This window comes from Bacillus sp. E214, assembly GCF_008087365.1.
GTDB lineage: Bacteria > Bacillota > Bacilli > Bacillales > Pradoshiaceae > Pradoshia.
In genome coordinates, this window is the sequence record NZ_VENN01000001.1 from 882,341 (window position 1) to 904,725 (window position 22,385).

At 35.3% G+C, this 22,385-nt stretch carries 26 protein-coding genes and 1 pseudogene; 12 read left to right on the plus strand and 15 right to left on the minus strand.

Annotation, left to right across the window (positions count from 1 at the left end; all coding sequences use genetic code 11):
• Positions 1–219: 219 nt before the first annotated feature.
• Positions 220–1,179 carry a YsnF/AvaK domain-containing protein gene (locus FHY47_RS04160; protein ID WP_066103848.1) on the plus strand — a complete coding sequence of 320 codons (960 nt, stop codon included), beginning with the start codon at positions 220–222 and terminating at the stop codon, positions 1,177–1,179.
• Between the two features lie 46 nt (positions 1,180–1,225).
• Here FHY47_RS04160 and FHY47_RS04165 read toward each other — a convergent pair whose 3' ends face one another.
• Both FHY47_RS04165 and FHY47_RS04170 read right to left on the minus strand, forming a co-directional pair.
• Positions 1,226–1,657: a MarR family winged helix-turn-helix transcriptional regulator gene (locus FHY47_RS04165; RefSeq protein ID WP_139891943.1), complete on the minus strand. Its 432-nt coding sequence runs from the start codon at positions 1,655–1,657 to the stop codon at positions 1,226–1,228.
• Positions 1,658–1,663: 6 nt separating this feature from the next.
• Positions 1,664–2,144, minus strand: a pseudogene (locus FHY47_RS04170) (glutathione peroxidase).
• A 154-nt stretch (positions 2,145–2,298) separates the two neighbouring features.
• Here FHY47_RS04170 and FHY47_RS04175 point away from each other — a divergent pair.
• From FHY47_RS04175 to FHY47_RS04185, 3 genes are all read left to right on the plus strand, one after another.
• On the plus strand, positions 2,299–2,955 hold the full coding sequence (locus FHY47_RS04175) for a hypothetical protein (RefSeq protein WP_148629703.1): 657 nt from the start codon (positions 2,299–2,301) through the stop codon (positions 2,953–2,955).
• A 21-nt stretch (positions 2,956–2,976) separates the two neighbouring features.
• Positions 2,977–3,168 carry a YkvA family protein gene (locus tag FHY47_RS04180; RefSeq protein WP_148629704.1) on the plus strand — a complete coding sequence of 64 codons (192 nt, stop codon included), beginning with the start codon at positions 2,977–2,979 and terminating at the stop codon, positions 3,166–3,168.
• A gap of 238 nt (positions 3,169–3,406) precedes the next feature.
• Positions 3,407–3,631 carry an NINE protein gene (locus FHY47_RS04185; RefSeq protein WP_066103838.1) on the plus strand — a complete coding sequence of 75 codons (225 nt, stop codon included), beginning with the start codon at positions 3,407–3,409 and terminating at the stop codon, positions 3,629–3,631.
• Positions 3,632–3,744: 113 nt separating this feature from the next.
• Here the strand turns inward: FHY47_RS04185 and FHY47_RS04190 are convergent, their stop codons facing one another.
• From FHY47_RS04190 to FHY47_RS04205, 4 genes are all read right to left on the minus strand, one after another.
• The gene (locus tag FHY47_RS04190) at positions 3,745–4,479 is read right to left on the minus strand and encodes an exonuclease domain-containing protein (RefSeq protein WP_148629705.1); all 735 of its coding nucleotides are present in this window, start codon (positions 4,477–4,479) and stop codon (positions 3,745–3,747) included.
• The gene (locus FHY47_RS04195; protein WP_148629706.1) at positions 4,466–5,458 is read right to left on the minus strand and encodes a DUF294 nucleotidyltransferase-like domain-containing protein; all 993 of its coding nucleotides are present in this window, start codon (positions 5,456–5,458) and stop codon (positions 4,466–4,468) included. The genes FHY47_RS04190 and FHY47_RS04195 overlap by 14 nt, the downstream gene beginning before the upstream one ends.
• A 58-nt stretch (positions 5,459–5,516) precedes the next feature.
• On the minus strand, positions 5,517–6,791 hold the full coding sequence (locus tag FHY47_RS04200) for an ammonium transporter (RefSeq protein WP_148629707.1): 1,275 nt from the start codon (positions 6,789–6,791) through the stop codon (positions 5,517–5,519).
• 147 nt (positions 6,792–6,938) lie between these two features.
• Complete coding sequence (locus FHY47_RS04205; protein WP_066103828.1) at positions 6,939–7,268, minus strand: MerR family transcriptional regulator; 330 nt, start codon at positions 7,266–7,268, stop codon at positions 6,939–6,941.
• A gap of 225 nt (positions 7,269–7,493) precedes the next feature.
• Here FHY47_RS04205 and FHY47_RS04210 point away from each other — a divergent pair, with 225 nt between their 5' ends.
• The 5 genes from FHY47_RS04210 to FHY47_RS04225 all read left to right on the plus strand — a co-directional run bounded on the left by FHY47_RS04210 (position 7,494) and on the right by FHY47_RS04225 (position 13,459).
• Complete coding sequence (locus FHY47_RS04210; RefSeq protein WP_066103826.1) at positions 7,494–7,796, plus strand: MerR family transcriptional regulator; 303 nt, start codon at positions 7,494–7,496, stop codon at positions 7,794–7,796.
• 253 nt (positions 7,797–8,049) lie between these two features.
• Complete coding sequence (locus tag FHY47_RS19165; RefSeq protein WP_257469042.1) at positions 8,050–8,178, plus strand: hypothetical protein; 129 nt, start codon at positions 8,050–8,052, stop codon at positions 8,176–8,178.
• Positions 8,179–8,771: 593 nt separating this feature from the next.
• Positions 8,772–9,731, plus strand: coding sequence for a hypothetical protein (locus tag FHY47_RS04215; protein WP_187393428.1), 960 nt, complete (start codon positions 8,772–8,774; stop codon positions 9,729–9,731).
• A complete protein-coding gene (locus FHY47_RS04220; RefSeq protein WP_148629709.1) occupies positions 9,709–11,667 on the plus strand; it encodes an McrB family protein in 1,959 nt (652 codons plus the stop codon). The genes FHY47_RS04215 and FHY47_RS04220 overlap by 23 nt, the downstream gene beginning before the upstream one ends.
• Positions 11,651–13,459 (plus strand): hypothetical protein, encoded by a 1,809-nt coding sequence (locus tag FHY47_RS04225; protein ID WP_187393429.1) that lies wholly within the window; start codon positions 11,651–11,653, stop codon positions 13,457–13,459. The genes FHY47_RS04220 and FHY47_RS04225 overlap by 17 nt, the downstream gene beginning before the upstream one ends.
• 223 nt (positions 13,460–13,682) lie before the next feature.
• On the opposite strand, the gene FHY47_RS04230 is transcribed toward FHY47_RS04225, so the two are convergent.
• The 3 genes from FHY47_RS04230 to FHY47_RS04240 all read right to left on the minus strand — a co-directional run bounded on the left by FHY47_RS04230 (position 13,683) and on the right by FHY47_RS04240 (position 14,976).
• Complete coding sequence (locus FHY47_RS04230; RefSeq protein WP_066103818.1) at positions 13,683–13,865, minus strand: hypothetical protein; 183 nt, start codon at positions 13,863–13,865, stop codon at positions 13,683–13,685.
• Positions 13,866–14,223: 358 nt separating this feature from the next.
• A complete protein-coding gene (locus FHY47_RS04235) occupies positions 14,224–14,472 on the minus strand; it encodes a hypothetical protein (RefSeq protein WP_148629711.1) in 249 nt (82 codons plus the stop codon).
• 117 nt (positions 14,473–14,589) lie between these two features.
• On the minus strand, positions 14,590–14,976 hold the full coding sequence (locus tag FHY47_RS04240) for a hypothetical protein (RefSeq protein ID WP_148629712.1): 387 nt from the start codon (positions 14,974–14,976) through the stop codon (positions 14,590–14,592).
• 222 nt (positions 14,977–15,198) lie between these two features.
• Between FHY47_RS04240 and FHY47_RS18835 the strand changes: the two genes are divergently transcribed.
• The 3 genes from FHY47_RS18835 (at position 15,199) to FHY47_RS04250 (ending at position 17,767) form a co-directional block, all read left to right on the plus strand.
• Positions 15,199–15,363 carry a hypothetical protein gene (locus tag FHY47_RS18835; RefSeq protein WP_187393430.1) on the plus strand — a complete coding sequence of 55 codons (165 nt, stop codon included), beginning with the start codon at positions 15,199–15,201 and terminating at the stop codon, positions 15,361–15,363.
• 343 nt (positions 15,364–15,706) lie between these two features.
• Entirely contained in the window at positions 15,707–16,237 is a 531-nt protein-coding gene (locus FHY47_RS04245; protein ID WP_148629713.1) for a hypothetical protein, read from the plus strand.
• 420 nt (positions 16,238–16,657) lie between these two features.
• Positions 16,658–17,767, plus strand: a complete 1,110-nt coding sequence (locus FHY47_RS04250; RefSeq protein ID WP_148629714.1) for a metallophosphoesterase — start codon at positions 16,658–16,660, stop codon at positions 17,765–17,767.
• 1,060 nt (positions 17,768–18,827) lie between these two features.
• Here FHY47_RS04250 and FHY47_RS04255 read toward each other — a convergent pair.
• The 6 genes from FHY47_RS04255 to FHY47_RS04280 all read right to left on the minus strand — a co-directional run bounded on the left by FHY47_RS04255 (position 18,828) and on the right by FHY47_RS04280 (position 22,315).
• A complete protein-coding gene (locus FHY47_RS04255) occupies positions 18,828–19,019 on the minus strand; it encodes a hypothetical protein (RefSeq protein WP_066103809.1) in 192 nt (63 codons plus the stop codon).
• A 35-nt stretch (positions 19,020–19,054) separates the two neighbouring features.
• Positions 19,055–19,501 carry a YaiI/YqxD family protein gene (locus tag FHY47_RS04260; RefSeq protein ID WP_066103808.1) on the minus strand — a complete coding sequence of 149 codons (447 nt, stop codon included), beginning with the start codon at positions 19,499–19,501 and terminating at the stop codon, positions 19,055–19,057.
• 317 nt (positions 19,502–19,818) lie between these two features.
• Positions 19,819–20,235 carry a Zn-ribbon domain-containing OB-fold protein gene (locus tag FHY47_RS04265; protein WP_148629715.1) on the minus strand — a complete coding sequence of 139 codons (417 nt, stop codon included), beginning with the start codon at positions 20,233–20,235 and terminating at the stop codon, positions 19,819–19,821.
• A 12-nt stretch (positions 20,236–20,247) separates the two neighbouring features.
• Positions 20,248–21,408 carry a thiolase C-terminal domain-containing protein gene (locus tag FHY47_RS04270; RefSeq protein WP_148629716.1) on the minus strand — a complete coding sequence of 387 codons (1,161 nt, stop codon included), beginning with the start codon at positions 21,406–21,408 and terminating at the stop codon, positions 20,248–20,250.
• A 26-nt stretch (positions 21,409–21,434) separates the two neighbouring features.
• Complete coding sequence (locus tag FHY47_RS04275) at positions 21,435–21,854, minus strand: MaoC/PaaZ C-terminal domain-containing protein (RefSeq protein ID WP_148629717.1); 420 nt, start codon at positions 21,852–21,854, stop codon at positions 21,435–21,437.
• Positions 21,855–21,874: 20 nt separating this feature from the next.
• Positions 21,875–22,315, minus strand: a complete 441-nt coding sequence (locus FHY47_RS04280) for a MaoC family dehydratase N-terminal domain-containing protein (RefSeq protein WP_148629718.1) — start codon at positions 22,313–22,315, stop codon at positions 21,875–21,877.
• Positions 22,316–22,385 lie beyond the last annotated feature (70 nt).

Genomic DNA, 22,385 nt, shown 5'->3' on the forward strand with positions numbered 1-22,385 from the left:
ATTGAGAACGGGTGTTTATTTGCCCGATTCCCCTAAAAAGACAAAGATAATAAAAAAATTTTAAAAAAATAAAAACGAGAACCTACCATATATGCAAAAAAACACTTGACATAATCAGGGTGTTGATTCTCACTTTATTGTTTATTGATTTCCAGTGTGGGTATATTTTAACTGTGAAGCAAATATTATCCGAACAAAAATTGCTAGGAGGAATATAACATGAATAAAACAGTTTATGGAGTTTACACACAAAGTGCAGAAGTCGTACAGGCTATTAATAGTTTGAAAGCAAAAGGGTATGATAGTTCTGATATTACTGTAGTCGCAGATAATGCAGATAAATTAGATTTGATGGGAAATTACACGATAGATAAAGATGTTAAAACAGTATCAAATGATGAAGATTCCTTTATGGATAAAGTAGCAAAATTCTTTACATTGGATACTAATAATCCAGTTGAAGAGAAAATGAGAACGGACTATGGTTTTACTTCTGAAGAAAGTGCACGCTATGCAGAAGAAGTGAACAACGGAAAAGTTTTAGTTCTTGTTGATCAAGATGCACAGCTTGGAGATACAATTGGCATGGATCGTACTGAAGATGTGAATTCAGGAGCAAATGCTTCTGCCGCTCTTAATACAACTGATCGTTTGGCAAATGATGATACACTAACTGACGAAGAAAGAAGAATTAAACTTCGCGAAGAACGATTAAACGTTGATAAAAATGAAGTGAAAACTGGAGAAGTAATTGTTAATAAAAAAGTAACGGAAACACAAAAAGAAGTTGAAGTACCAGTGGACCATGAAGAAGTTTATATTGAGCGACGTAAAGTAACAGATCGTGATACGACAGATCAATTGGGTGCTATCACTGACAATGAAGAAATTCGTATCCCTGTAACAGAGGAAAAAATAGAAGTGACCAAAAAGCCAGTTGTAACTGATGAGATTGTGATCGGTAAAGAAAAAGTTACAGATACCAAAACCGTTCAAGATACCGTTAAAAAAGAAGATGTTCAGGTTGACAAGGATGGTAATCCATTTGTAAATGATCATAATACAACTACTCGTATGGAGGGTACCTCTGTACAGGATTCTTCGTTAACAGACGAAGATACAGACCGTTTAACTGCAAAGCCATATCAAAAAAATAAGATTGATACTGATAATCTTTAAGAGTAATATAAAAAAAGCTGTCTCATTGAGACAGCTTTTTTTTAGCTTAAAGACTTTTTAACTTTGCATTGAGTTTATTTACGTATTCCATCAATGCTTGATACTCCTCGATTTCTAATCCACATTCCTCAATTTTCGACTTAATGGAATCAATGATATTATTTTTTTGCTTATATGCTTTTTCTTGCAGAGAGATCAGCATCATGCGTTCGTCCGTCTTAGACCGTTCTTTTATTAGCCATCCGCTTTGCTGCATCCTTGAAATAATGGGATTTAACGTCCCAGTTCCCATATTCAGCTTTTGCCCAAGCTCTTTCATTGGAACTTGATCTTGCTCCCATAAGCTCAATAAAACTAAGTATTGCGGATACGTTAAGCCAAATGGCTTTAAAACATTAGAATATAGCCTCGTAAATTCATTGGTAGTTTCGTATAAAACAAAGCATAACTGTTTGTTTAATGCAACATCCTTCTCCATAACCTATCACTTTTCCAATTCTTCTTCTATATCTTTTTTAATTTTTTCGGGAGCGGTGGTTGGAGCATAACGCTCGACAACTTGACCTTTTTTATCAATTAAAAATTTAGTGAAATTCCATTTGATTTTTTTGCTAAGGAGACCTTTCTGTTCAGTCGTTAAATACTGAAAAAGTGTCAGCATGATCACCATTTACATCGATTTTCGCAAAAATCGGGAATGTAACTCCATAGTTTATTTGGCAAAACTCGGTGGTTTTATTAATATCATCATATTCCTGACTATTAAATTGGTCGCATGGGAATCCTAATACCTCAAAGCCTTGGCTGTTAAATTTTTTATATAACTCCTGAAGTCCTTTAAATTGAGGCGCCAGCCCACATTTACTGGCTGTATTAACGATAAGGAGAGGCTTGCCTTCATATTCTTTTAAAGATTGCAATTTGCCGTTTGTCTTTTTTACTTCAAAATCGTAAACACTTTTCATCGTATTCCTCCCTTTATATCGTGTACGATATAACTATACAATATATGGTAGGGTGAAACAAAATTTAAAGCTATATGTATAAGGTAATAGAAGGAAATAGACAGTGAAAAGTATAGCTGGTAAACTATTATAAACTTACTAGAGGTGAATTATTTTGGGAAAACGATTGGCGTGTATGCATGCACATCATTCAAATATTCATTATATTGACGAGGCATTCTCACCCTATGAGGTAGACCTTATACACTTTGTGGATCCAGGTTTAATGAGTCGTTTAACTCATGATTTATCTTTTCAAAAAGAACAAGCTGGTATGAAAATTGCAGAACAAATAAACTGGATGGAGAGCTGTCAGGTAGATGGGATTCTTCTGACATGTACAAATTATATTGCTCTGTTACAGGAAGAACATGTAACATCCAAACTGCCAATATTTAAAATAGACGAGCCTTTTTTTGAAGCAATCTGCGGGGTTACTGAACCACAGACTATATTCTTTTCGAATCCAGGAACTGTAAAGGGAACGATGGACCGACTTCATCAATATGCCGCTATAAAGGGAAAGACATTACCTATTAATGTTATCGTTATAGAAGGTACATTTGATTTAATGATGAAGGGGATGACCGAACAATATAACGAAAAAATAGCGGAAGATATTACGTTATATCGTCAAAAATCTCAAGATATCCTATCAGTTGGTCAACTATCTATGTATGATGGTGCTAAACAAACAGGTCTTGAGATTATTAATCCGTTGGATACGCTGGTAAAACCGATCGTCCGTGGACTAGGTTTAAATAAAAGCTAAAATAAAAATGGAGGTAATCCTATGCTGAAAAAATTCTCGAAGAAATCAAAATTTGCTATCGCTGCTGCCGGATTATATTTAGTATTACCTACAGACGTAATACCTGACTTTATTATCGGTTTCGGCCAAGTGGATGATTTAGCCGTAGCGGGCTATGTTTTTAAGACAATCTATGAAGATCTTAAAAAATCAAAAAAAGCTATTAATCAGTAACTAAGGCAATTCAGTGTTCGTACGAATCAGATGAGGTTATGAAAACTTGCTGATAAGCTAATTAGCATTGAGAACTCGTTGTTTTTAGATGCGTACTGTAAAAGTGGTTACTCCTTCTAGTATTATGTATAATTGTTAAATTTAGCAGGTAGACATAGCTGTTTGCTTCTTTCATAATGATGGGCGAAGTCTATGAATACTTGATATTATACATAATATAGAGAAAGAAGGACTTATTTTGAGAGCACAAAGAAAATCATTTGGAATCGCGTTACTACTATGGTTTCTTCTCGGAAGCATTGGAGCTCATAGAATGTATATACATGAACGTATCCATTATATCTTTTGGTATTGGTTAGCGGTTATGTGTACATTTTCTATCATTCTATGGATTGATCTGTTTAGATTGAAAGGTATGATTGATAGACAGTATTACTACGACCGCGGTAAATATGGGGTTTAAATTTATGTATTATTTAATGCTAGAGGGGGTTAAGAACCCCCTCTTTGTAGTTTTATTACACTCAATTTATTTTACTTAATAGTCTAAATGGATTATTAAAAGATATATGGCACTTACCTATATCTGGCTATGTGATTATATATTTCACTAAGGTTTTTAAAACCTGCTTCCTGGGCTTTTGATAGATAATAGCCCCATAAGCGGGCCGTCATGAAGGCATCTCCCAATGCGTGATGTCTATTTTTGATTTCTATCCCGCATCCAGCGCATAAGTCTTCTAAGGCATTTGAGCTGCTGACGGGATTAAATAGTTGCGTTAGGAAAGAAGTATCAAGGATTCTATGCTGGAATTTTGTCCGTGTCACATCCCAGGTGAGCTTGTGCATAAAGCTTTGCTCATGCTGAGAATGATGGGCAACCAGACTTTTAGTTGAGACAAATTTAAAGAAATTCATCAGGACATCTGAACTCTCCGGAGCGGCTTGAAGTTCTTTACCTGTAATATTCGTTAGAGAAGTAATTTCAGGAGATAAAGGGATGTCCGTCTTAATCAGTGAATAGAAGCTTTCTTCAGTTAATATCTCACATCCATGCATTTTCACAGCACCTATAGAGATCATCTGATCACCTTTGTCGGGGAAAAATCCTGTTGTTTCGATGTCAAATACAACCACATCAAGCTGATCAAGAGGACAATTTAGATCGTCCTTTTTACGCGCTTCCTTTTCTAGCTGTCGCATAAAAGAGATATTTTGCGGAGTTGCTTGCCCCTGTACACCGGCGAGTACGTTCGAACTGATCTTACCGCTCATTCCTCTGAAAAATTCGATAAAATCATTCATTCCCATTCTGATCACCCTTTGCCGCAAGCATTTTCACATATTCAGTCAGTTGAATCGCATCCTTAATTATTTCCTTAACATTTTTCTTTTCTACTTTCGATAGCTTATTCACAGCCAAGTAATGTCCGGATTCATAGTCTGTATGAATTCCATAGACCAGCCGATATGTTTGTAGTTTGGCAAACTGATTAGCATATTTTTCTCGATTTTGTTTTGGTAGCACAGAATCCGGTACACCTTTAAGCCTATCGATAGTGGTGGTTGCATTTAATTTTTCATTGATTGCGAGAATTCTTCCGGCATTCACATATGGGTATATAGCAGATTCCTTTATATTTAAACAGCCAGAATATGGGCCGTGAGTTTCTAAAAGTAACTGTCCGAATACACCAATCGTTTTTTTTATATGCATTGTATTATCCAGGATACGGGTTAATAGATGTTTTTCATCAATTAGTTGATAAGAATACTGTTTTAATTGCCGTATAAACCTTTCCTCGCCTCGAAATGCTCGACTATCCATAAAAGTAAGCAAATAACGGATAGATTCCCATGAAGCATCATCTATCCAATCATTTAATTGTTGCATCCACTGATTGTATGATCTGCACCAGAAAGGATTACTTGCCATCACTTTACCTTCACAAAGGCTATATCCAACTTGCATTAACCCCTCGGATATTTCTTTCCCTAGCGATAAGAAATAATTTCGCACTTCTGGATGATTGTGTTCAAAAATGATCCCATGGTCCTGATCGCTCCAAATGCCTTGTTCTTTTCGACCGGCACTTCCCATAACAAAAAAGCAAAAAGGGGAGGGAGGAGACCCCAATATTTGGGTTGTCTTATTAAAAGCTATCGTGATGGTTTGCCTTATGATCTCGTCATGAAGCAAATTCAGTTCATCAGGGCTTAAGGTTATTGAATTAAATTGCTGTTTTCGATAAGCCCATATTTTTGAATAGTCCTGATTCTCGGTTTCCATTCAGACGCTCCTTAATGGAAATGATCCCCTGAACTAAGCACAGTTCAGGGGATACCATTTACATGATAGATTTATCAGTTGTTTCATTTTTAAGTAATTCAGGGTAACCATATGCGCCATGCTCACTCATATCCAATCCCATAATTTCTTCTTCCTCCGTAACTCGAAGGCCGCCCATTACTTTTTTCATACCTAACAAAAGAATATAGGATACCAGAAAAGCAAATCCTCCGCATACAACGACACCCAAAGCTTGAACACCTAATTGGCTAAAGCCGCCGCCGTAAAATAAACCAGCTTTTCCGACAGTGGCCAGCTCTTTTGTAGCAAAAAAGCCAGTGGATAAGGTGCCCCATATCCCAGCTGCTCCATGAACGGAGAGAGCATAGATTGGATCATCAATTTTTCGAGCTTCAAAGAAACGGATACTATAAAATACTAGGATTCCAGCAACAAATCCAATGACTACGGATGCCCATGCTTCAACGAATGCACAGGATGCCGTAATGGCAACCAGACCGGCTAATGCTCCATTTAACATCATGGATACATCTGCTTTCCCCATGACAATCCAAGAAATAATCATCGCAGCTATCGTTCCGGCAGCCGCGGCAAGATTCGTATTAACTGCAACAAATCCAAAGAATCCTGCATCCACTGCTACCGTACTGCCGGCATTGAAACCGAACCATCCAACCCAAAGCAATAAAACACTTAATGCTGTGTATACTTGGTTATGTCCATATAAGTTATTAGCTGAGCCATCTTTATTAAATTTACCGATACGCGGTTTTAAAAGGATCGTAGCTGCCAAAGCTGCCATGGCACCTGTTAAGTGAACAACAGTGGAACCGGCAAAATCTTGTTTTCCATGATCAGCTAACCAGCCACCGCCCCAAATCCAGTGAGCGATAGGAGGGTAAACAAGGGCAGAGAATAAAACGGCGAAGAGTACATATACACCCATTTTCGCTCGTTCTGCAAATCCACCAAACGCAATGGTTATCGATATTCCGGCAAAGGCTGTTTGGAATAAGAAAAAGACAGCTCCAGATAAACCAACACTTTCGAGATCGTAGCCAGAGTAGAAGAAGTCAGATAAACCAATGATTTGACTTAGACCGGCTCCATCCCCAAATATGAATCCAAAGCCCACTGCCCAAAAGACAATAGAAGAGATTCCAAATGTAAGAATCGTTTTACCTGCGATGTGACCTGCATTTTTCATTCGAGTGGATCCAGTCTCCAGCAGGATGAAGCCACCAATCATCAGGATGACTAACACTGCTCCCACCATCACCCAAAGGCTATTCATTAAAAAAATCGTATCCATAATTCCACACCTTCCTAAATAAGTTTTCCTTTACTGTCTGTATTGTCGCATCATCAGGGATGGGAATTCTACAACCATGTAAGGAAACCTAACGTGGTTTTTATGGAAAGGAGTGGAAGTGTGTGTGCAGAAGGTGATAAACCTGAGCTAGTTGTATTTTTGAACACCAAATTGAGCATTTAATTGCCCCTGGATCATTTTTTTGTGCGTTTTAGCCGCATCTTCCTTTTTCTTTTCTCTGAGCATTTCTTGCCTGATCTCATAGGTCTGTATACCATCTTCAATTTTTTCTGCTATATCCATTAATAATTCAATGTCTGTAAAAGAGTATTTCCGACTTCCGCCATTGTTTCTGGCAGGAAAAATGAGTTTACGTTCTTCGTAATAACGGATTTGCCTTTCCGATAACCCGGTTAATTCTTTAACAACACCGATTGTTATGACTTTTTTATCTTTATATGAAGTCTCCTGGCTCATCCGCAATCCTCCTAAATATAGTAAAATGTACCTTGATATTATCTCACATAGATAGAGTTAAAAATACTGAAAATTCCAAAATCATTATTAAAAAATTCTTGATAATCTATGCAGTTGTAAAAAATATATGTCAGAACATCTCCCAAACACCTTGAGATTAACTGTAAACAAGTAATAATCAACTATATAGCAATTCATATAGCCTTATTTAGGGGGGAGGGAGCTATGTCATCATATAAGGATAAGAAGGTTATATCTATAGGCATTGTCAGCGAACTAACAGGGATCTCCCAACGGAAAATTCGTTATTACGAGGAACGCGGATTGATTTTTCCCGAAAGATCAATTAAAGGAATTCGCAAATACTCATTTCAAGATGTAGAGACCTTAATGAAGATTGCAGAAAAAATGGAAGAAGGTGTACAAACAGCAGAAATTAGAAACGATATGCAACGCAGAAAAATTCGGGATGAAATGATTAAGGGTCAATTAAATGCTCATTTTCGTTTTAGGAACTCAGATAAATAAATGGTATTCCATATAAACAAAATTCGGGAGTATTTGTCATCATTTTTAAATCAAAGACTACTAGGTATTTGTATATGAAGTGAGAGACTACTAGGTATTTGTATATGAAGTGAGAGACTACTCTTAGAACAAACCTTTTTATGCGTGTTTTGTTAATCGCAAACATAAGAATATATTCAGCTATACGAAGTATATAACCGCTGAACTTTGGACACTCTGTTAATATTAAAATATGAATTAACAGAAGAGAGAAATGAAGCGAGTATATCAAATTTCTTTAGGCGACCCAATTGGCAACAGTATGATTATAAACGGCAAATGGTACAAAGACGCAAGGGACGCATTGATAGCGCGGATCTCGTTAATTGCTGCTTATGAATAAGTATATGGTGTGAAAATTGCTTGTGATGATTCAGGAGAACTTCATAGAAGGGTAGATAATGAAAACTCTATATGTATCAACGAAGGTCGAGTTACCGGAGCAAGCACCCCTGTAATGAACGAAGCATATGTTCAGGTAGAGTGGCAAGATGTAACAGATGATTTTCCTACATCTGAACCAAAGTTGCCTGAAAAACCAATAACTTAAGAAGAAAAGTTCATTATTGAAAATCTTAATGACTTTTTCATTCAAATAGATAACGGTGAAATCATCATCAACAGCCACAACTGAAACAAGACAGTAATTAAGTTGACTATTGCTCAATATCCAAGTTAAGTCTCATTTTAAAAACCTTCATCACTAAGATGATGGTTTTTTTGTTTTTACACTCCTGATAAACTATAACACTTTTGCAAGGCAGCTCGGTGTTCTTCTATATGTCTTTGCAACTACTCTATATATTTATGAAACCACTTTCTCTGAATTTGAAACCTCCGCATAATAAGGTATCTGAATAGTTTGTTAATATCGAATTTATTAAAAATAACTTTTCTAGTATAATTTAAGTAAGCGGCAGAGTTAGGAGGATGGCGATGTATGAGCTTTTTTTAAAGATAATAGATAAGCTTGATAGCAAACAACTAGAAGACATATTCAGAATTAACAAATTGCGCGTTAAGGGCTTTCGTATTAACGGCCCATCAAGCCCTACCAAGACAAAGACAATGAAAAGGATACTTACTGAAGTATCTGAAGAAAAATTGATAACTTTATTAAAAAAAGCCGCTGAGACATATACAAAAGAAAAAAATAGAGATTATTCTTGGGCTTTAACATCTACCATTGATGAAAAAATGCTAACAGAAAAGATCGAGAATACTAGTATCGGAGAAGTTGCTTTCGCGTTGATTTTCGGGGATAAGGTTAGCTTATTAGAAAAGTATCTAGGGGATTCACAAAATGACAACATAGCATTCAAAAAAACAGAAGAGAAGACTAACGAAGAAGAATCACTAGTCAAAAATCTTCGATCCATTATCACCAAACTAGAAGAAGAGAATAAAAGATTACAAGATATAGCGATGAAGAGAAGAAAAGCTGTTTTAACACAAGAACACGAAAACAAAGGTTTAAGAAAAGATTTAAAATTAGCCAAAAAAGAAAACCAAAGATTAGAGAATGTACTTACGAAATTAAGAGAGGAATTGAGGCAGTTCGAGATAGAAAACGAAGAACTAGGCAAACTGAAGCTCTTGTTTTACGGAAATGACTCTTATAGAAAATGTATAGATTCTAAAGTGACGACTTTAGATTTTTTGAATTATGAATATGCGAGTGGAGGCATCGATGAGATAGAGGACTATAAAAATTATCATAAGTTAGTCGTGCTTTCTTTTACCCTAAACAAAAAAGAAGAAGCGAAATTAATTGCTTCAAAAATCTTTAAATACTTTGGAGAAATAGGCAATGCACTGTTTATTGACTCTCTAGAGAATTTTGACCAGTACATTGGAAGAATGGAGGGTTATTATGACCGAAACCAAATGGTTTGAAACAAAATTCCTTGGCAAACTACAGGACACGGACCATTTCTTATTAACGAAAGAGAATTCAATCATACGCTTTCCAATCAAAGTGATTTCTAATCCACCAGAAAATATAACAGATGATATAACTAAGCGAGTAACCAGTTTTTCAGGGGAGTTAGAAAACTTAGGGTTTACCGACGATAAGGACTTAACACCTGAAGAAAGATATAAGGAATTGACCGATTTTTTAAATGTACATTATCTAATGTTCAAAATTAAGGCTAAGTATAAAGAAAATGACCAAACCTTTTATAACGCATACGACTTAGAGGTTGTTAGAAGGGAATCAAACAACGATCATACGTATTTTCCAATCCCTTTTATTCGAACTAATTCAGGTAAAAAAACAGTAGATGTTATCCAAAAGTTAACGAACAACGAATACGTCCAATCGTACTTTTCACTATCTAAAGAATCCGAGGACTACCCTTCGTTTGTTTTGATAGGTGAGTACAAATCTAGCCTTGTTAAGGAACCATTTTCGGAGCCAAAACTTGATAGGTTATATGCGTTCGGTCCTATTGAAGGGATTGAGTATTCGGAGGAATATCAATTTAAATTTATCACGAATAAAGAGAATACATATTATAGAGAAATCAGTTTAAAGGAACTAGGAGAGTATTACTTATCTAAAGGCAAAGTAATGTTTGTTACAGGCGAAAAGGATAATGAGATTAGAGAATCCTTGATATCAAAAGGACGCAAAGTAAGTCCTCAAAAAGCCAAATCAAAAATCGAGGATATTAATGAACTAGAATTTTTGAAAGTGTTCGAAGAGGTTGCATTGTCAAAAAACCTACTTTATACACCTTTAGATTTGTATAACTTCCATACGGCTATGAAGAACAAAAGCCTTGTGATCTTAGCTGGGTTGAGCGGAACAGGGAAATCACGTATCGTACAGTGCTATCACGAAGCTCTTAATAAATTTGCCAGCAAGGGCAGCGATTATTCAAACGTCAATAAAAGTAAGTTGCTATTCGTTCCTGTAAGACCATTTTGGCAGGACGATACGGATTTATTAGGATACCTAGACAGCTCTCAAGGCATATATAGACCTGGGGAGTCAGGGTTAGTTGATTTCATCATCGAGGCAAACAACAACCCTGATGAATGTTACATCGTTTGTTTAGATGAAATGAACTTAGCAAAGGTGGAGCATTATTTTTCCCAGTTCCTATCCGTATTAGAGAGAGAGCCTGATGATAGACACATTAATTTATATAGCAGTAACTTAAACGGGCGTGTTTATAACCAAAACGTATATCCGTCTGAAATTAAACTTAGTGAAAATCTTTTGTTTGCGGGTACGGTTAACATCGACGAATCTTCATTCCAATTTTCAGATAAGGTGCTTGATAGAGCCAATACGATTTCACTTGGACTATGCCCATACAAAGATGTACGGGAAAAACTTGCAACTGCTCTTAACGAAAAGAAAGAGTCACCTAAAGGGGAAGTTAAGACTGAGGAACCTTTAAGAACCTTCATTAAGCTAAAAAGTATGCAGAAAAACCATAAATACAGTGTATTGACTGCAGAAGAGATTGATATCTTGTGGGAAATCAACCGCTTAATGCAGGAAGCAACAGACCAAATTGGCGTAGGATATAGGATTGTTAACCAAATTGAAGAGTATATAGCGAATATCCCTAACTCTCCGCAATTTCCTAGAAGCAAAGCATTCGATTTGCAACTAACACAAAGGATTTTGCCGAAATTAAGGGGTTCCCAAAAGCAACTCGGAGCGCTGATTGGTAAAATTCAAAACGAAAAATACGAAGAAGGGCATCTTTATAAATTGTTAAACAACAACCGAAGTATTTCTGATTTTGATTCAGCAAAAAGAAAACTAGTCAATTTAGCTAAGGAGCTAGATGAGTATGGGCATACCATTTAACTTGCTCTTTTTTTCGAATAAGAACACTGTAGGAGACTTGGTTGTTAGTTTTTCAACTGATTTAGAAGAAGCTTTAAAAAATCTTGAAGAGTATAGTTACTCCTGCACCGAACTGTGCGATTTAAGGGTTAAATTTGAATGCAACCAACCGGACGCTAAGTTATGGATCGAAATAATGGATATGTTGCCCGAAAAGTCATTTAGAGATTCTGAAACCGTGTTTTTTCATCCTTCGCAAGAAATCAGAGGTCTCTACTTAAATTTTGAATCTGATTTCAATACAGATAACCTTAATTTCAGCTGTCTTTTACCTGGTGTGTACAGAATGGTAGTCACTGTTCACGATGAAGAGTATTATGCTTTCTTGAAAGTGACCCCTTCAAGGATCCACGTAGAACAACTAAATTTAATGAGGGGAGAAATCGAAGGAACCTTAGTGGACCTCGCTAAGGAAACAGCAGTTAGACGAAATTTTGCTGGGTTTGAAAATGATTCAACCAATGAATCTATAACCCGCAAATACGACTTCTTAATTTCAAACTCAGTGGCTTTGATTAACAACATCAATTTAATATTACGAGAGCCTAGATTTAAAATAACCAAAAAATATATGTATAAATCGTTAGGACAGCCAACGCGGAGCGACCTGAAAACGACCCAATTAAAGCAGAGCAGACACACTTCCACCCACAAGGTTCCTAGCTACGATTATATAATTGACTACAATCTTTCGATAAACAGCAATTTAAAGAAGATGTTAGAAGAATTTTTAGACAGCATTTTCTTGGTAGAAAAATATGTGAAGAAGAAAATTGTGTCTTTAAAAAATGACTTGGCATTGCAAAAAAGATATAAATCTCCCACTGATATAATCGATAAAAAATTAGTGATTGAAAAGGAACGATTGGAACAATTTAAGAAGCTAAAAGCCAATGTTATTTTGGCTTTGGAGGAAAATTGGTTTGAAAATGTCGATGCACATATGAATAATCAAGAGAAATTAACGCGATTTCCCTATTATCGAACCATATATTCTTTGTATTTGCAATTAAACAAAGGGAGTACGTTTACGATCAACCCTTTCAAACACTACATTTACTATTGGAAAGAAACATCAAAGTTATATGAAATTTGGGGATTTATTAAACTGTTATTAATGCTTAAGAACAACAAATATTTAAATTTCAATGAAATCTCGGGTTGGATATTTGATCATAATGACGATTCGATTTATCCATTCTTAGACCCAAACACGAAAATAACTCTCAGAAATCCTGAGGGCCTCGTATTGAATGTTTGGTACGATTCGTTTATTTCTAAACCACCCGAAAAAGCCGATACATTCGATAACCCACTAATCACTGTGGAAAAGAGCAACAGACCGGACTTTAGGATGGATATTTATGACCAAGGAGTGTTTAAAGGGAGCGTCTTAGCGGATTTCAAATATAGATCTTATGACAAACTGGGCACTCTAGGCGTTTACACTCGTAGTCGCGATAATAACCAAGGCTATAAGGTGTATTCTCAACTCGTCAATTATTCAAATGTGAGGTCGTTTTACTACAACACCACCCGTAAAACGAAGTATGCGAATCCAGCCATTAAGAGAGTGTTTGGCATATTTCCACAGAAAGAGAACAAATCTAATTTTTTTGAATCTGATGACGCAACCACAATCATCAGATGTTCTCTTTCACCAGGAGTAGAATTCAAGGATATCGAAAATGAATTTTTGGACATTATTGAAGAAGCTACAGGACGCGAATTGGAGAGAGGAAAGGGAATATAATCACGAAGTATACTATTAAAAAACCACATCTCAGATGGTGTGGTTTTATTCTTTTACTTTTATAAATTAACGCATTTTTGTAAAGCTGCTCGGTGTTCTTCCATATGTCTTTGCAACTTCTCCAATTCCCCTTGGTGCTACCCCAATTCAACCTCGTGATAGAGTTTTTCTATTCTTGATACATCTGTGGGTAAATTTTAAATCGTTGATGACTTAATGACCCCTACATTGTTTTGGATATCGGGAAACGCACACCCTCACAAACAAAAGCGTGCTCTGTTTCTTCCAGGACTTTATGTATTGTTGTTTTTAATGAACAAATGGTGATTGTTACTTTAACAATTTCTTTGACCCCGTTTAATTGTTCTCTCTTGTATTGAATTAATGTGTGTACGGTTCCCCTCATAGAAATTCCACTTCATTCCTTTAATTTTCATCAGTATACTGCCTCTTCTGGAACTTCCTGATGATTAATCAAAAAACGATACTTAATAAATCGTTTGTAGATTAATTAAAGTAAGAAAGACAAACCTAGCTTCTATTGCGATATAACTAAAATACTGCGAAATTTACTCATAGCTTAAACTTTTATCACATGTAAAACCTTTATTTGAACGAATCGAACTAGTCAAAATCGAGGAAGAATTGGAGCGGCTGCAGCAGTAAATTTTATCATAAACAAAAGGGCATAGCGGATTTTCTATGCCCTTATCATATGAATACATCTATGATCTATAACGGATTGTCTTAGTAATAATTATGTTTTATCCTATCTGCTTTTTTTGTTTCGCAGTAATGAACATAATCTCCAATAAAGCAAGGGAGATACCGCGTCTATCCTCAACTGTATAATGCATGGATATATCATGCTGTAATGGGCTATTTTGCACAGTACGTAGAAAATCCTGGCCTCTTGATCCAAAATTATTCTGTAACTCTTCATAGAGCTGATCACGCAATAAATCCAATTGGATAATCATTTCAGCCAGTTGCCTTTCATTCTCTATTCTCATACTGTATCATCCTTCCACCTTATTAACATAAGTTTATTATAAGTGTAGAGGATTCATATAGATCTGTCTTTAATCTTGTTAACCTTTCTAACGCACATTTTTCTTAATATCTGACCGTTATACTTCTTTCACTGAAATAGCCTTAGAGTAAGTGATTAGCTTGCAGCTTTCCAAATCCTCTTCCTTAAGGAAGCCAAGCTTAATAGCAGCATTCATCTTTTCTTCATCTGGGATTTTCACTGTTTTAATTAATTCCTTCATATTTAGTTCTTCTAATTTATATACAGTTGGTACAGTACTGTATTTTTCATATTTGCGTATCTGCCTTTGAAGCTTTATACCATTGTCGATTAATTCACCTTTATTATTTGCACCTACATGATGATCAAAATACGTATGAAAAACCTCTTTCAGTTTTTCCATTTCCATTTCAATCTCTTTTTTCTTCTTGTTGAGCTCATTAAATCTCGTAATCATATCAGCAGTGATAAGAGTATTATTCATATGATCCCTCCAAATTAACCTGTTTACTATAGGTTATTTTGGTAGAGAAGAGAATATGTCTTATGAATGAAAGAGAATCAAACAAATAAAGGTCATAAAAGCCTTAAACTAAAAGGTCTGTCAAAGAGAAGTAGAGGAGAGGGTGATTACCTGCTATAAATAAGCATATATAACGAGTTACCTGGTAAACCTATATGTACATAATATATGGGAGGTATAAATATGAATAAGAAAAACAGGAAAACAGATATGGAAAGAAAGCAAAAGGAGGAAATGAATATAATAGAATCTACATTACAGGATTCCTCATTTGATATAGAGTTAGAATATGAAGTTCCTCCAGTTGAGCCTTATGAAAAGAACCGGATTAATACAGAGCATTTGTGAATGGCCGTCTTTTATTGTTAAGAGAAATAGAAAGAAATTAATGGGTTCGGTTAACGGGGAGAAAACAATAAATAACGGATTAATAAGGGAAAATTCTTCTATCATTAATGTTTTATTGAATTTACACATCAACATCAAAAATACGCATACAAATTAACAACACCCCATACATTTTTGCGGTGTTGTTAAAACATGGCCGATACTTTTCTGCACAAAGCAGTTCCTCTTACACTGATTTGATGCTTGATCAAACCTAGCAGAAAACATCTATATTAAAATGGTAAATAAATACATTCGAGGATATAATCAGATATAAGATGTTTGCCAAAAGGGGGAGGTTTATGTGAAAAAACGATTGAGTGATGTCTTTGCAACAGTTTTACTTACTTTACTTCTATTTATGTTAGTGGGTTGTACCGAAGAAAAGGAAGCGAAAACACAAGATGAAAATATCCAGACCATTGAAGCTGTATTACAGAATAGTCTTACAGGCCCAAGTGATGAATTGAAACAAATAGTGGATCAAGAAAGCGAAGAGAAACTTGCAGCTTTACGTCAACATGAAGAAAAGCTATTTAAAGATTATTTTGCGAATGAAACATCATATACGGAATTCGTTAATGACTATGGTTCAACAAGCATGATAGAAGCCATAAAAAATGATTACCAATTGCAAATTAAAAAGATTGACTACGAAAAGGTAGATGAAAAAGATAGCGTGTATGATTTCTCAGTAGAAATACAGCTCCAAAAAGAAGGTTCTGAAAGTTCAAAAGATCAAATCGTGACTGGGCAAGCCAATTTAAATGATGAACATAAAATTGAAACGATGTTAATCCGTATAGAAGATCTATATAAATCTATGATTAATTAGCGGTTGAATCTAAAGTAAGTTCGTCATATTTGCTACTAGTTATTAAATTCATGTAATTAGTAAAGAAAATATAAGTTTAATAATATTAAATTAATCTGCCTTTTAAAGTAGGAATCATACTTTTAGGGCATTTTTTATGGTTGAAATTATTTCAGGTTTAACAAAATGCCGTAATAAAGTTTATTGAACTATGTATATAGTGGGATTTAGAGAAAAAGAACCATGTAATTAAGGTATTACATTCACATTAACAATAGTTTGGTCAAGATGTGTCCTCCTAAATAGAAGGGATGCTTCATCATTGTCTTTTTATGTAGAAAGAAGGAATTTTTTATTTTTATATTGAATAATAAAGAAGGTTTACTTAAAGTGGAGCGGGAGCAAACTGAGCACACAAAATAAGGGATGGAGTGATTTATAATCGATAAAATAAAGTCTTTATCTTTACCTGATTATGCTAGAGTTGTTGTTATTTCAGATATACACGGGGAAATAGATTTATTAAAAAGTTTATTGAAAAAAGCAGATTACAACAGGGAAGATTATTTAATCATTAATGGAGATCTTTGTGAAAAAGGAGCTAACAGTCTTGCTGTTGTAAAATATATTATGGAGTTATCAGAAGAAAATCCTAAGGTATATGTACTAGAAGGCAACTGTGATACTTTAGTAGAGAACTTATTAGAAGAAGACCCTTGGTTACTAAATTACATATCCAAAAGAAAGAATACATTGCTGAATGATTGTCTAAAACACTTAGGAGTTAATATGGATACCATTCGCAATATATCTGAATTAAACGAGATTATAAAGGAGAATTTTTCATCTGAGTTTAATTGGCTTAATGATTTACCGACAGCAATAGAAACTGACGATTTTATCTTTGTACATGCCGGTTTAGATTCTGTTCAAGATTGGAAAATGACTAGCAGAGAAAACGCCCTTAGAATGCCATCTTTCCTAGATAAGGCTCATCAAGCAAATAAATTGGTTTTTGTCGGTCATTGGCCAGTAATCAACTATCCAGCTGAAATTCCTTCCCACAATCCAATTATGGATTTTGATAAGAAAATAATTGCAATTGATGGGGGAAATGTTATTAAGGAAACTGGTCAATTAAATGCTTTAATTATCAATAAAATGCCGCTCGGAAATGAGTATTTCTACACATATGTAGACCGTTTCCCAAAATGTGAGATTATAAAAGATTATAAGATCAAGGCTGATCCCAAAATGACAGGCTCGATATCCTATCCTTTATTTGAAATATCCCCAATAGAAGAAGGGGAGTATTTCACACTTTGCAGACAGCAACAAACCGACAAATTGACTTATATCAAAAATGAATATATAAAACAGCATGAAGATGGAGGCTATAAAGTTAGAACGGATGTCTCCTGTGCTCAATTAAACGTAAATAAAGGAGATATTGTCTCTATATTGGATAATAATTGTGCTGCGTATACATTAATAAAAAAAGATGGTTTGGTAGGCTGGATACCAAAAGAAGTTCTTTTGGAGACATTATAAAGGTACCGAATTATTCCGCAGATCTCATTAAAAAACATGAGATCTTATTTTTTTTTTGCAGCAATAAAGTTGAATGAAGCGATGACGGATATAAAAGTCTTAAGTAATTTTTATCGATCGCTACTAATTTAGAAGGTTTATAAATAAACGAGAAAAAAGTTGCCATAATAACATTATGTAAACTAAAAAAGAACCAACGTAAATCTGGCAACAAGACTATAAAATCTAATTTCTAATGATTTAAAACTAAATCTAAGTACAAGTTAAACAATTATAAGTTAGGTCAAGATTTATTATTTACTACAAAGAAAGAATAAAAATTCTATAAAAAATTATGTTCAACATCAACTTAAAAAACAAATTATTAAAACAACCAGGGATATAACGAATAAATAAATTATATAAATGAATTAAAGAATTAAATATATAATTAAGATCTACATTTGAAAATTTTTCTATTTTGTCTCAATTGCTAAAGTAATCTTGATTAATGAGACACTTGTTTAATTGGTTTTCACAACTTCCTATAATATATATTATGTAAACTAGAAAAAATACACAATGATTAGAGGTTTCCCCTAGGTATGTGACTAATGACATATACAAATCACCCTTTCTTCTTATTGTCCGTGTGGAGAAAACGATTTATAAGAAAAACAAGATCCAAAGTAGGATCTTGTTTCAGCTAGGAATAAAAAATGTGTAAATCTCTTTTTTATTAACTGAGAATAATACCTTTTCTGATTAAACCTATATCACTCACTCTTACTAAGTGATTAAATATGTTTCAAATAACAACTGTTTCTCCGCTAATTTCATCTTTACAATAAATATATTTCTTCCCAAACTCTTAAATACTTAAAGTTCGATCTTCCACAAACTGGCCCTTAAATGTAAAAATGGGTGCTATCCTTCTTAAGGGAAAGCGCCCGATTGCTGAATAACCTTTTCTATTGAACAGTAACCTTGTATTACCCAGCAACCTACTTTCATATTTTGGTTACTAACTTAATCCACTTATATCTTCAGCATTTTTTAAGTGTAAATAAGATATAAGAATCTACTTTTTGAGCTGATCAAGTGCTTGGTAAGCTGCCTGATACTTTCCTCCATCCGCAACTTCTGAATGGTACAAGGCCTTGATGGCATTGTTTTTTTCAAGACCATGCTCAGCCTTTAACTCTTTAAAGCGTGTATGCAGTTCTTTATTTCCCTTAATTAGTTGTTGCATTTGCGATTTTGAATACTTCAAAATATTTATCTCCTTTTTAAATCTCTGAGTTTAGCCTAATTTTTAACAGAAATAACCTGTTTAAAAAGATTCCTAAATTGCTCCCGGTCTTCAGCTGTAAAAGGCTTTGGTCCTTTTGTTCGCTGTCCACCTTTTCTAGCCATTGCACTTAAATAACGTGTTTGTAATAATTGGTCAATATTTTCGTTTGTATATCTAAAACCTTTATGGTGGAGGACGATAATTCCTTTTGCTAAACCTAGTGATGCAAGACCATAATCTTGCGTAACGATAATATCTCCTTTTTCCACTAACTTCACAATTCGAAAATCTGCAGCATCTGCTCCAGAATCAACATAAATGGTTTTCACTCCTGATGGCTGTTCTGCATTAGAAAAATGAGAAAAGCTTGTAACAAGGATAACCTGTATTTCAAAATCGCTTGCTTCAGAAATAATAATATCTTTCACTGGACAAGCATCTGCATCCACATAAATTTTCATCTTTCCCCTCCCATTTAGAAGTTCGACTTACTATTTAACTTAATCTTTTTAAACTATAAAAGGGACTGATGACTTTTGTTTAAAAATAACAAAGAGTTCTTCCTTTTGTTGTTTTTTTATATCCTTATATTATACTTTATAGAATTGTGTTCCAATTGCCAACAAAAGATACCTTAGAACTAAATACTTGATTAGAATGTCACTGTTTAGCTACTAATATATCCTAGATTTAAACAATGTTTTATTATAGTAAGAAACACAAAAACCATAACTCTTTGCTGCCAAAGAATCATGGTTTCAGTCTAACAATTTATTATTTACCTCAATTCCCACTGAGGAAGAGCTCGTTCCTCGTTGATATCCTGCCAAAACATTTGGACGTCCATGCCAATCTTTACTTCGTCAGGATTACAGTTTAAAACATTACCTGTTATTTTAATTTCAGGCAGTCCTTCTAGTTCGACCTGAGCAATAACAGTTGGTAGATCGTCCTGGAACCCAGGCAGAAATGGTCGATAAGAAATGATATAGGAATAAATAGTTCCGTAGACTTCGTTACCGAATGAGTCCCAACTCAGTTCAGGACTGCCGCATTTTGAGCAGGCTGGACCAGGAGGATGTTGATATTTATGACAGGAATCACATTTCTGGATGGAAAGTTCATGTTTATCTGCCGAATCCCAATATGGCTTGTTATCCTGGTTCTTTAGTGGAATGGGTTTTTGATAGACCATTTTATATACCTCCTAATTTCTAAGAATCATAGCACCAGCTATATCTGGACCTGCCCAACCTGTACAGATTCCAATTTCACAATTCGCAACTTGACGCTCAGTTCCTTTGTACTCGTGACGAATTTGCCTAACGATCTCAAGTACATTATTCATTCCATGAGTATAGCCTTCTGAAAGCATTCCTCCTGCTGTATTAGTAGGAAGGCTCCCTCCTATCCTCAAGTTTCCTGCAGCAACGAAATCCCCCACTTCTCCCCGTGGAGCAAACCCAAAGGCTTCGAGCTGGCGAAGCACAACCCAGCTAAAGCAGTCATATATAGAGGCTACTTGAATATCTGATGGTTGTACACCGGCTGATTTATATAACTGTGGAGCGACATAATCTGATGCTACCTGAGTCAAATCGGACCAATAGTGGGCATGTGGATGACATTCTCTTGCTGAAATTCCCATGATATAAACTGGTTTTGACTTACAATCTTTAGCCCTTTCAGCTGATGTAACAATGATCGCATTCGCTTCATCCAATTCAACACAGCAATCGTGTTTAGTAAATGGATAGCTAATGTATGGTGTTTCCATATATTCCTCCATTGTTAATGGATGTCCGTTTAGGAAAGCTTTGGGATTACGTTGGGCATGTTCATAAAAATCTACACAAACATGGCCCAAATGTTCACGTGTAATCCCTGTTTCATACATATGCCTTGTAGCAAACATTCCAAACCACTGAGATGGACTTGCGGAACCATACGGAATAATGAAGCTTCCTCCATCAATTGCTTCTTGGATCATATCTGGATCATATCCTCGTCCGACCTTTTTTCCGGAAGAACCATTCATTGATCGCCAAATTAATACCGTTTTTACTAAGCCTGCTTCTATTAATCCAACTGCATCGGCAATTAACATTTCAGTCGAGCTTCCGCCACCCATGACGTCATTAACATAACTGGGACGGATTCCCAAATAAGTTGCCAGCTGGTGTGAAGAGCAGGAATCACCTGTGCTATAGCTCATAACCCCATCAATTTCTTTAGCTTCAAGCCCAGCATCCTGCAATGCATTCCGTGTAGCTACTAAAGCCATATGGAGTGGTGTGGTTCCTGATTTTCTTGACCGTTCACTCTCTCCAATTCCTACAATGGCATAGCGATTGCTTATATCCCCCACATTAATGCCTCCTTTTCATGAACAAGTTAACGAAATTTTAGAGTGGCTTTACCAGAACCAACAACTTTTCCTGATTCCTTTTCAGCTATTAAATTCAAATCTGCCATTCTCAGGCCTTCTTCCTCATAGATTTTTTCTACAGTTGAGGAACATGTTATTAAGTCACCTGGAATTGTCATCGCCCCAAATCGCATCTTAAACTGTTTAATTTCAGCTGTGGTGCCTGCAAGCTCCATAATGTATTGGCCTAAAAAGCCCATAATTAGCATTCCGTGAGCAATCACACCATTCATGCCAATCTTTTGCGCAAACTCATCGTCAGTATGTAGCGGGTTAAAATCGCCGGATGCACCGGCATATTTGACTAATTGAACCTTTGTAATGGGCGGTTTTTTTAAGACAGGAAGAGCTTGTCCCGCTCTTAAATCTTGATATTGTATCTCCATCCATTTGACCCCCTATCTTTTCATAAAGCAGCTCGATAAATGATATTCATACGGCTGATTGCTACCATTTCTCCGCTTTCGTCCTTGAATTCTGTATCAAGAACAAGAAATTGCATCTTACCGCTATTTCCGTCTTTTTCGTATAAATCCGCTACCTTGCTTTTACAAATGAGTCGATCTCCAAGGCGAATTGGACGATAGTAGATAAACTCCTGCTCTCCATGAAGCATCCGCTTTTCGTCTAGTTTTAGAGGAAGATGATTTCCTTCACTGCTTAAGGCAATTAAAAAGGTTGGAGGAGCAATAATGCCCTCATAAAATGTATTTTTAGCGTATTCTTGGTCAGTATATAAAGGATTAGGATCTCCTATAGCATCCGCAAATTGACGAATATGTCGCTTTTCTACCTCAACGGAAAAAGTGCTTCCTTCTAAACCAATTATACTTTTATCAAGCTCCATAGATTTGCCTCCCATTAATAGGCTTTATGTGTAAAAATGACGGTTGTTTATGCAAATTTTAAGATAATAT

Excerpts from the sequence above, each read along its gene's own strand:
- FHY47_RS04160 (WP_066103848.1), top strand. The coding sequence starts at position 220 with ATGAATAAAACAGTTTATGGAGTTTACACACAAAGTGCAGAAGTCGTA.
- FHY47_RS04165 (WP_139891943.1), bottom strand. The coding sequence starts at position 1,657 with ATGGAGAAGGATGTTGCATTAAACAAACAGTTATGCTTTGTTTTATAC.
- FHY47_RS04180 (WP_148629704.1), top strand. The coding sequence starts at position 2,977 with ATGCTGAAAAAATTCTCGAAGAAATCAAAATTTGCTATCGCTGCTGCC.
- FHY47_RS04190 (WP_148629705.1), bottom strand. The coding sequence starts at position 4,479 with ATGGGAATGAATGATTTTATCGAATTTTTCAGAGGAATGAGCGGTAAG.
- FHY47_RS04195 (WP_148629706.1), bottom strand. The coding sequence starts at position 5,458 with ATGGAAACCGAGAATCAGGACTATTCAAAAATATGGGCTTATCGAAAA.
- FHY47_RS04200 (WP_148629707.1), bottom strand. The coding sequence starts at position 6,791 with ATGGATACGATTTTTTTAATGAATAGCCTTTGGGTGATGGTGGGAGCA.
- FHY47_RS04205 (WP_066103828.1), bottom strand. The coding sequence starts at position 7,268 with ATGAGCCAGGAGACTTCATATAAAGATAAAAAAGTCATAACAATCGGT.
- FHY47_RS04210 (WP_066103826.1), top strand. The coding sequence starts at position 7,494 with ATGTCATCATATAAGGATAAGAAGGTTATATCTATAGGCATTGTCAGC.
- FHY47_RS19165 (WP_257469042.1), top strand. The coding sequence starts at position 8,050 with ATGAAGCGAGTATATCAAATTTCTTTAGGCGACCCAATTGGCAACAGT.
- FHY47_RS04215 (WP_187393428.1), top strand. The coding sequence starts at position 8,772 with ATGTATGAGCTTTTTTTAAAGATAATAGATAAGCTTGATAGCAAACAA.
- FHY47_RS04220 (WP_148629709.1), top strand. The coding sequence starts at position 9,709 with ATGACCGAAACCAAATGGTTTGAAACAAAATTCCTTGGCAAACTACAG.
- FHY47_RS04225 (WP_187393429.1), top strand. The coding sequence starts at position 11,651 with ATGGGCATACCATTTAACTTGCTCTTTTTTTCGAATAAGAACACTGTA.
- FHY47_RS04230 (WP_066103818.1), bottom strand. The coding sequence starts at position 13,865 with ATGAGGGGAACCGTACACACATTAATTCAATACAAGAGAGAACAATTA.
- FHY47_RS04235 (WP_148629711.1), bottom strand. The coding sequence starts at position 14,472 with ATGAGAATAGAGAATGAAAGGCAACTGGCTGAAATGATTATCCAATTG.
- FHY47_RS04240 (WP_148629712.1), bottom strand. The coding sequence starts at position 14,976 with ATGAATAATACTCTTATCACTGCTGATATGATTACGAGATTTAATGAG.
- FHY47_RS18835 (WP_187393430.1), top strand. The coding sequence starts at position 15,199 with ATGAATAAGAAAAACAGGAAAACAGATATGGAAAGAAAGCAAAAGGAG.
- FHY47_RS04260 (WP_066103808.1), bottom strand. The coding sequence starts at position 19,501 with ATGAAAATTTATGTGGATGCAGATGCTTGTCCAGTGAAAGATATTATT.
- FHY47_RS04265 (WP_148629715.1), bottom strand. The coding sequence starts at position 20,235 with ATGGTCTATCAAAAACCCATTCCACTAAAGAACCAGGATAACAAGCCA.
- FHY47_RS04275 (WP_148629717.1), bottom strand. The coding sequence starts at position 21,854 with ATGGAGATACAATATCAAGATTTAAGAGCGGGACAAGCTCTTCCTGTC.
- FHY47_RS04280 (WP_148629718.1), bottom strand. The coding sequence starts at position 22,315 with ATGGAGCTTGATAAAAGTATAATTGGTTTAGAAGGAAGCACTTTTTCC.